This is a genomic window from Clostridium sp. (assembly GCF_016650095.1).
GTDB lineage: Bacteria > Bacillota > Clostridia > Clostridiales > Clostridiaceae > Clostridium_AD.
Map to the genome: position 1 here is coordinate 1 of NZ_JAENWL010000129.1, position 8,754 is coordinate 8,754.

Annotated in this window: 6 protein-coding genes and 1 riboswitch; of the genes, 4 read left to right on the forward strand and 2 right to left on the reverse strand. The window is 32.5% G+C overall.

The genetic code is table 11. The annotated features are described in order from the left end of the window. Window positions 1–62 precede the first annotated feature (62 nt). Both JJE11_RS09335 and JJE11_RS09340 read right to left on the reverse strand, forming a co-directional pair. Window positions 63–2,456, reverse strand: a complete 2,394-nt coding sequence (locus tag JJE11_RS09335; RefSeq protein ID WP_291634865.1) for a homocysteine S-methyltransferase family protein — start codon at window positions 2,454–2,456, stop codon at window positions 63–65. Beyond that, the gene (locus JJE11_RS09340) at window positions 2,437–3,099 is read right to left on the reverse strand and encodes a vitamin B12 dependent-methionine synthase activation domain-containing protein (protein ID WP_291634867.1); all 663 of its coding nucleotides are present in this window, start codon (window positions 3,097–3,099) and stop codon (window positions 2,437–2,439) included. The genes JJE11_RS09335 and JJE11_RS09340 overlap by 20 nt, the downstream gene beginning before the upstream one ends. Before the next feature lie 205 nt (window positions 3,100–3,304). Continuing rightward, window positions 3,305–3,414, forward strand: a riboswitch (SAM riboswitch). Window positions 3,415–3,550: 136 nt separating this feature from the next. Between JJE11_RS09340 and metF the strand changes: the two genes are divergently transcribed. The 4 genes from metF to JJE11_RS09360 all read left to right on the forward strand — a co-directional run bounded on the left by metF (window position 3,551) and on the right by JJE11_RS09360 (window position 8,719). Then, window positions 3,551–4,447 carry a methylenetetrahydrofolate reductase [NAD(P)H] gene (metF, locus tag JJE11_RS09345; protein ID WP_291634869.1) on the forward strand — a complete coding sequence of 299 codons (897 nt, stop codon included), beginning with the start codon at window positions 3,551–3,553 and terminating at the stop codon, window positions 4,445–4,447. 186 nt (window positions 4,448–4,633) lie between these two features. Continuing rightward, a complete protein-coding gene (locus tag JJE11_RS09350; protein WP_291634871.1) occupies window positions 4,634–5,851 on the forward strand; it encodes a cofactor-independent phosphoglycerate mutase in 1,218 nt (405 codons plus the stop codon). 27 nt (window positions 5,852–5,878) lie between these two features. Continuing rightward, a complete protein-coding gene (gene thrC, locus JJE11_RS09355) occupies window positions 5,879–7,369 on the forward strand; it encodes a threonine synthase (RefSeq protein WP_291634873.1) in 1,491 nt (496 codons plus the stop codon). Between the two features lie 33 nt (window positions 7,370–7,402). Continuing rightward, the gene (locus JJE11_RS09360) at window positions 7,403–8,719 is read left to right on the forward strand and encodes an aspartate kinase (RefSeq protein ID WP_291634876.1); all 1,317 of its coding nucleotides are present in this window, start codon (window positions 7,403–7,405) and stop codon (window positions 8,717–8,719) included. Window positions 8,720–8,754: the final 35 nt, after the last annotated feature.

Below are 8,754 nucleotides of genomic sequence, written 5' to 3' on the forward strand. Positions count from 1 at the left end.
AATAAAAAAAGACCTTAGGGTCTTTTTTTATTTTAAAAAGGTGAATGTGTGTGAAAATAACTTTATTCACAATTGAAAAGTTTTCTTGCAATCTTTACAGTTTGAGTTGCGTCTTTTGCATAATAATCTGCTCCGATCATTTTTGCATATTCTTCATTTAGAACTGCACCTCCAACAACAACAGTGCAATCCAAATTATTATCTCTAAGTGCTTTTATTGTTTCGCCCATGCTCCTTACGGTTGTAGTCATAAGTGCACTTAAGCCAACTAATTTAATATTCCCACGCCTCACTGCATTAACCACATCATCAGCGGGTACATCCTTACCTAAGTCTATTACATCAAATCCATAGTTTTCTAATAAAATCTTCACAATGTTTTTTCCAATATCATGGATGTCGCCTCTAACAGTAGCAAGCACTATTTTTCCCTTACTAATATTATTGTCTTTGCTTGCAATATAACCTTCTTTTATTACCTCAAAAGCTTTTTTTACTGTCTCTGCAGATTGTAATAATTGAGGGAGAAATATTTCTCCACTTTCATATTTCTTGCCTACAATATCAAGAGATGGAATTAGATATTTGTTTACAATTTCCATCCCAGACATGTCATTTAACAACACCTTTGTTATTTCCGAAGCCTCTTCTTTCAAACCATCAATAATAATACTAGTTAAATTTTTATTCTTACTAACGTCTTTACTAATGTCTTTAGGTGAGATTTTGCCTTCAAAGGATGAATAAACATTTATATATTCTTTTGAATTTTTATCATTATTCCATAGAACATTGAATGCATTAACCGTAGATATCATATCATGAGATAGAGGGTTTAATATAGGGGCATCAAGTCCTGCCGTTAATGCTGCTGCCAAGAACGTTCTATTTAATAGTTCTCTTTGGGGAAGGCCAAAGGATACGTTGCTTACCCCAAGAGTAGTTTTAACCCCGAGTGTAGATTTAACAAGTTCAACCGCGCGAATTGTCTCCCTAACCTCACTTTGTTGCGCTGATGCGGTTAAAACAAGACAGTCTATTATAATATCAGCCCTATCTATTCCATATTCTTCTGCCCGGGTTACAATCCTCGTTGCTATTTTTAGTCTGTCTTCAGCAGTTGATGGAATGCCATTATCATCAAGGGTTAAGCCTATTACACACGCACCGTATTTTTTAACGATTGGAAATATTGATTCCATAACGCCATCTTTTCCATTAACAGAATTTATTAGTGCTTTTCCATTATATATTCTAACTGCCGCCTCAATTACGTCGCATCTAACACTATCAATTTGAAGTGGAAGATTTACCACACTTTGAAGTTCCTTTATTACGTTTAACATAACTTCACTCTCGTCGATTTCAGGAAGCCCAACATTTACATCTAAAATATCTGCTCCTGCATCCCTTTGATTAATGGCTTCTTGCAGTATATAGTCCATATTATTATTTTTTAAAGCCTCTTTTAGTTTTTTCTTACCTGTGGGATTTATTCGCTCACCAATAATCTTTATTCCATCTCCGAGTACTACTGTTAAGGAGGGTGAACTTACTGCGGTTATCTTTTGAACATTACGTGCTACAGGCTTTAAATTTTTAAGCTCATCTTTTATAGCTTTTATATGCGCATAGGTGGTTCCACAGCAACCACCGAAAATTGTAACACCCATTTCAGCCATAAGTTTTGCATATTGTGCAAATTCATGTGAATTAACATCAAAAACTGTTTCGTCATTTTTAAGCTTAGGAAGTCCCGCATTAGGTTGAACTATAACTGGAACACTTGAGTACTTAAGAATTTCTGCAATTATCGGCAACATTTCATTTGGCCCTAGGGAACAATTTACTCCAATTGCATCTACTCCAAGTCCTTGAAGTACATTAACCATAGTTAATGGATCAGTTCCCGTTAATGTTCTTCCATCACTTTGATATGACATTGTACATATTACTGGAAGTGAACTATTTTCCTTTGCTGCAAGAATAGCAGCTTTCGCTTCATATATATCTGACATTGTCTCAATAAGTATTATATCCGCGCCTTCACGGGATCCAATTTTAATCTGCTCAGCAAAAGCTTCATATGCATTAGCAAATGATAATGTCCCTAGTGGCTCCATTAATTGACCAATAGGTCCGACATCAAGTGCAACAAATCTTTCAACCGCTACTTTTCGTGCTATTTTCACTGCATTTTTTATAATACTTTCAACTGTATATTGTGAATTTTTAAGTTTATAACTATTTGCACCAAATGTATTTGTGGTTATAACATCACTACCTGCATCTAAATATCCTCTATGTATTTTTTCAATAAGTTCTGGATGCAGTAAATTATAACTTTCAGGTAATTCACCCCTTTTAATTCCGTACTCATGAAGCATTGTACCCATAGCCCCATCGAATAATAAGAAATTATTAAAATTTATTTTTTTACACACAATATCTACCATCCTTTCTAAAATCACAATTTTTATTTTTACATTTCAAACACTTTTCAATAGGTTTTATAGTTGGAGTTTCACTAAGACCTATAAATGCGGTAACTGATTTTCTTGGTAACATAATACTACTTTGCGTAACTGATAGACCTATTTTTTTATATGTGTCTAAAACATTTAATATGTCCCGTTGATTCTCAATTAAAAAATCTCCATATCCTGGGCTATATCTACTTGTAATATGCAAATTATTAATTAATGCTTCTTCCATAATCTGAGTTTGTAATTCATCGCATAGGTTTTCTATCGCAGTAGTTGCACAAGCGTCCATAATCACACCCTTTGTAATATTAAATCTAGAGTGGTAAGCTATTCTACTGTCCACTTCTATACCTAATGTAGCGGCCATAACCACACATTTAATTGAATTTATAAGATGTTTTTTTATATCGATACCTTTTAAGACTAAAGTACTACCTAAGAGAAGAATTTGCCCGTTTTCTCGTGAAATGTCGAAAATTTCATATACAAAACTCTCTTTGCTTATATCAATAATCTCTTGAGAGCAGACCTCAATTAAAGAGATTATATTCTTATCAATAGTCTGATTTTTATGACCCAAGTATCTTAATACTTCCCTTTTGTCAATTTTCATATTAATCTCCAATCAGTTTTATAATAGAATAAAGTATAAATGTAATAATTGCAAATAATAATGCTAAATAATAATATTTAATACTAATACTAATACTAATACTAATACTAATATTTATATAATATATATTGTATTGACATTTATTTTAATATAAGTTAAAATAAAAAACAAATAAAAGTTAATAAAACTTAATAAAACTTAATAATTTTTATCTAGAGAGGTGGAGGGACTGGCCCTATGAAACCCAACAACCGGCATTCCCATTTGAATGCAAAGGTGTTAATTCCAACAGAACAGTGTTCTGAAAGATAAGGAAGTAGTATTTTACATATTGTAATGCAATATCGCTGCTTTTCTAATTGAAAAGTGGTTCTTATTTTTTTGAAACACAAATATTTTATCAAAGTCTAAACAAATGGCTTGGGTCTAGTGCCTTAGAAAGGAGAGTAAAATGCGTATTAAGGATTTATATAATAAAAAACCTGTCATATCTTTAGAAATATTTCCTCCAAAGGAAGCCACTCCCATTAATACTATATATGATACAATTGATGGCCTTAAGGACTTAAAACCTGATTTTATTAGTGTAACCTATGGTGCTGGTGGTAGTAGCAGAGACCATACTGTTGAAATAGCTAATATCCTGAAAAATAAATATAACGTTGAAACACTGGCGCATCTTACTTGTTATAATTCAACAACGATTGAAATTGAGAATATTTTAAACAAATTAAAAGAACATAATGTGGAAAACATTCTGGCCCTAAGGGGAGACGTTCCAAGTGACAACCACAATATCTTGAGTAATCCTAAGTTTCAATATGCGAGTGATCTGGTAAAGCACATCAAAAGCACCGATAACTTTTGTATAGGCGGGGCTTGCTATCCGGAAGGTCATATAGAATGTTCAAGTAAAATTAATGATTTAAGATATTTAAAATCTAAAGTAGATAATGGTTTAGATTTTTTAATAACTCAAATTTTTTTTGATAATGAAATGTTATACGATTTTTTAGAAAGACTTGATATATTAGGAATAAAAATTCCTATATCAGCTGGTGTAATGCCTGTAATAAACAAAAAACAAATTGAACGGATCACCCAAATGTGCGGAGCTAAATTGACACAAAAATTCAGAAGAATCATTGAAAAATATGAACATAATCCTGAGGCTTTGAAGGAAGCTGGGATAACTTATGCAACTGAACAGATTATTGATTTACTCTCATTTGGAATAGATGGAATTCATCTGTATACCATGAATAAACCAGATGTGGCTCGGAAAATATTTTCAAACATTTCAAATATAAGAAGTACACTGGTCAATAATTCACAAGAAGTAGGTTAAAATTTTAGCCCATAGAGGATTAAAATATAATTTGAGTGGAATCGCATAAATTTAATCTCATCTCATTTTGGACGAGATTTTTTTTAATATGGTTTAATAATCTGTATACCTCATGCATTAAAAATTTTGTGAAAATTTGGACTATTTAAATATTTATAATAAAAAGATATAAAAAGGAGTGTTAATATGAAATATATTGTAGTACTAGGAGATGGAATGGCAGATTACCCTATTAAGCAACTAGATAACAAAACACCCCTTCAATATGCGAGTACTCCTGCTATGGATTATATGGCCAAGCACGGCACTCAAGGCACCGTTAAAACAGTGCCAAAGGGAATGCCCGCAGGAAGTGATACAGCAAATATGGCTGTTTTCGGATATGATCCTTTTGTGTATTATAGTGGACGTTCACCTTTTGAAGCAGCAAGCATGGGAGTAGAAATGCTAGATACAGATGTTACTTTTAGATGTAATTTGGTAACAGTTTCTGAGGGCGAGCCATACGAAGAAAAAATTATGATTGATCATAGTTCTGATGAAATCACAACCGAAGAGTCAAAGGTATTAATAAGTGCATTAAGTGAGTATTTAAGCACTGAGGCGATAAAATTTTATCCAGGTATTAGTTATAGACATCTTATGATATGGGATAATGGACCATATGAATGGGAGCTTACACCACCTCATGATATTTTAGGTAAAGGGGTAAAGGATTATATGCCAAAGGGACTTGGCAGTGAAATAATTGAAGAAATGACGAAAAAAAGTTATAAATTTTTAACAGAGCATGATATAAATAAAAAGAGAGTAGCAAGGGGACTCAACCCAGCTAATTCAATATGGGTTTGGGGTGAAGGAAAGAAACCACTCTTATCTAGCTTTTATGAAAAGTATAAGTTAAAAGGTTCAGTAATTTCTGCGGTTGATTTAGTAAAAGGAATAGGATTGTGTGCGGGTATGGATGTTATAGATGTAGAAGGTGCTACTGGAAATATCCACACTAATTTTATAGGCAAAGCAAAGGCAGCACTCAATGAACTTGCAAAGGGTAAGGATTTTGTTTATATCCATGTTGAAGCCCCAGATGAATGTGGCCATAGATATGAAGTAGAAAACAAATACAAAGCCATAGAACTTATAGATAACCAAATAGTAAAGGTTATTAAAGATGAAATGCAAAGAATAGGCGAAGATTATAGAATGATAATACTTCCAGATCATCCTACACCACTAGCTCTCAGAACACATACAAGCGAGCCGGTTCCATTTTTAATATACCAAAGCAATAATGAGAAGGACAATACAAATGGCTCTTACAATGAATTCACAGCGAAGGAGACAGGCCTATATTTTCCAGAGGGATATAAGTTAATGGATTATTTTATAAAAGGTGATATATAAAATGTAATACATAGGAGGAATATTATTATGAAACAAATAAATTATAAGAGTACTCGTGGAGATGAAAAACTTGTAAAATCTTCAGAAGCTATTGCAAGGGGATTAAGTGCGGATGGAGGACTTTTTGTACCAACATCAATACCAAAGCTTGCTATAGGGCTTGAAGAATTATCTGGTATGAATTATAAAGAATTAGCGTTTACTATAATGAAGGAATTTTTATCTGACTATGCGGAAAACGATATAAAAGATGCTATAGATAAGGCTTATGACGAAAAGTTTGATACGAGTGTTATTGCGCCACTTTCAAAGCATGGAGAATCATATTTTTTAGAGTTATACCATGGACCAACTTTAGCATTTAAGGACATGGCACTATCAATATTACCTTACCTATTAAAAAACGCAGTAAAAAAATTAAAGATTGATAAAGAAATGGTTATTCTTACTGCCACATCTGGTGATACAGGGAAAGCAGCACTAGAAGGTTTTGCTAATGTTCCTGGTACAAAGATAATAGTATTTTTTCCAGAGGAGGGTGTTAGCGCAATTCAAAAAATGCAGATGTTAACACAAACTGGAGATAATACATTTGTCATAGGCATTGAAGGAAACTTTGATGATGCACAAAATGGAGTTAAGCAAATGCTTACGGATGAGAGCCTTCTTAAGCGATTAGCTGATAATAACAAAATGTTCTCATCAGCTAATTCAATAAATATTGGAAGGCTAATACCTCAGGTTGTATATTATTTCTATGCATACACTCAACTTTGTAATACAGGAGAAATCAAAATAGGGGAAGAGATTAATTTCTGTGTACCAACCGGAAATTTTGGAAATATATTGGCGGGATACTACGCAAAGAAAATGGGATTACCTATTAAAAAGCTAATTTGTGCTTCAAATGAAAATAAAGTTTTATTTGATTTTATAAATACAGGTACATATGACAGATTGAGGGACTTTGTAATAACTATGTCGCCTTCAATGGATATATTGATTTCAAGTAATCTTGAGAGACTTTTATATGCTATAAGTGGTGAAGATTCATCAAAGATAAAAAAACTTATGGATGAGCTTAAGCAGCACGGTAAATATGAGATTGACGATGACATGAAAAAAGAGTTAAAAGATTTCGTTGGAGGTTATGCAACAGAAGAGGATACGGCACATGCAATAACTGAGGTTTATAAAAATACTAATTATGTAATTGATACACACACCGCAGTTTCTTACGCAGTTTATCAAAAATATTTAGAGGAAACAAAGGATATTACAAAGACAGTTATTGTGTCGACTGCAAGTCCTTATAAATTTACGCCAGATGTTATGAAATCAATAGATGCAAAATATATAGGGTTAAATGATTTTAAATTAATAGCAGAACTTAGTAAAATAACAAAGGGAGATATTCCAGCAGGGATAGTGGATTTAGAGACAAGACCTGTGCTTCACAAGACTATTTGCAAAAAGAATGAAATGAAAAAACAAATTGAAAAGATACTTAATATATAAGTTTTTCAAGGTTAAGACAATTAGGAGGTAAAAATTGTGGAAGTTATAGTTGCAAAATTTGGTGGAAGTTCACTATCTGATAGTCATCAATTTAAGAAGGTAAAAGATATTGTTTTAGCTGATGAGAGGCGTTGCTATGTTGTGCCATCGGCTCCGGGTAAGAGGCATAAAGGTGATTACAAAATTACAGATCTTTTATATTTATGTCAAGAGCATGTGGAAAAATCACTACCATTTGATGAATTATTCGAATTAATTAAAGAAAGATATACTACTTTATGCAGTGAATTAAATGTTTCGATAGATATGTTAAAATATTTAAATGAACTTAAGGAAAAAATAATTGATGGAGCTTCTAAAGATTATGTAGCGAGTAGGGGAGAATATTTAAATGGTTTAGTATTAGCTGAATATTTAGGGTATGAGTTTGTTGATGCTGCTGAGATTATTGTTTTTAAGAAAAGTGGACGTTTGGATGAGGATGCAACCTACGATGCTGTAAATAAAAGACTATTAAAGGCAAAAAAAGCAGTAATACCTGGATTTTATGGCGCTTCCCCAGATGGTAAGATAATCACTTTTTCAAGAGGTGGCTCAGATATTTCAGGAGCAATAATTGCTAAGGGTGTAGATGCAATAGTTTATGAAAACTGGACAGACGTGTCAGGATTTTTGATGGCGGACCCAAGGATTGTTAATAATCCCAAGCATATTGAAGAGGTAACATATAAAGAACTTAGGGAACTTTCATATATGGGTGCAAATGTTTTTCATGAAGAGGCAATTTTTCCTGTTAAAAATCATGGAATTCCAATAAATATAAAAAACACTAATAGTCCACTGGACAAGGGAACCTTTATTTTAAATAATAAATTAGAAGTTAAAACTGGAAACATTACAGGCATAGCAGGAAAAAAAGACTTTACTGTAATAGCAATCGAAAAGACGCTTATGAAAAAACATATAGGATATTGTCGCAGAATTCTTTCAATTCTTGAAAACAATAATGTAGCCTTTGAGCATATTCCATCGGGGATAGATTCAATTTCATTGGTAATTGACGATTTAGAACTTGACAATAAGCTTGATATAATATTAGAAGAAATTGAAAAACAGTGTAGACCAGATTCATTAATAACCTATCCTAATATGGCGTTAATAGCAGTTGTTGGAGAAGGGATAATAAGAACTAAAGGGATATCTGCTAAAGTGTTTAGCGCATTATCAAAATATGATATAAATATTAGAATGATTAATCAAGGGTCAAGTGAATTAAGTATAATTGTTGGTGTAGAAAATGAGGATATTGAAAATGCAATTAGGGCAGTGTATAATTCTTTTGAAGACTAAGTATCACTTACGTGCTATTTAATCATCACTTTGTG

Bases quoted from the DNA above. Each gene is read 5' to 3' on its own strand.
- JJE11_RS09335 (WP_291634865.1), bottom strand. From the start codon at position 2,456: ATGGTAGATATTGTGTGTAAAAAAATAAATTTTAATAATTTCTTATTA.
- JJE11_RS09340 (WP_291634867.1), bottom strand. From the start codon at position 3,099: ATGAAAATTGACAAAAGGGAAGTATTAAGATACTTGGGTCATAAAAAT.
- metF (WP_291634869.1), top strand. From the start codon at position 3,551: ATGCGTATTAAGGATTTATATAATAAAAAACCTGTCATATCTTTAGAA.
- JJE11_RS09350 (WP_291634871.1), top strand. From the start codon at position 4,634: ATGAAATATATTGTAGTACTAGGAGATGGAATGGCAGATTACCCTATT.
- thrC (WP_291634873.1), top strand. From the start codon at position 5,879: ATGAAACAAATAAATTATAAGAGTACTCGTGGAGATGAAAAACTTGTA.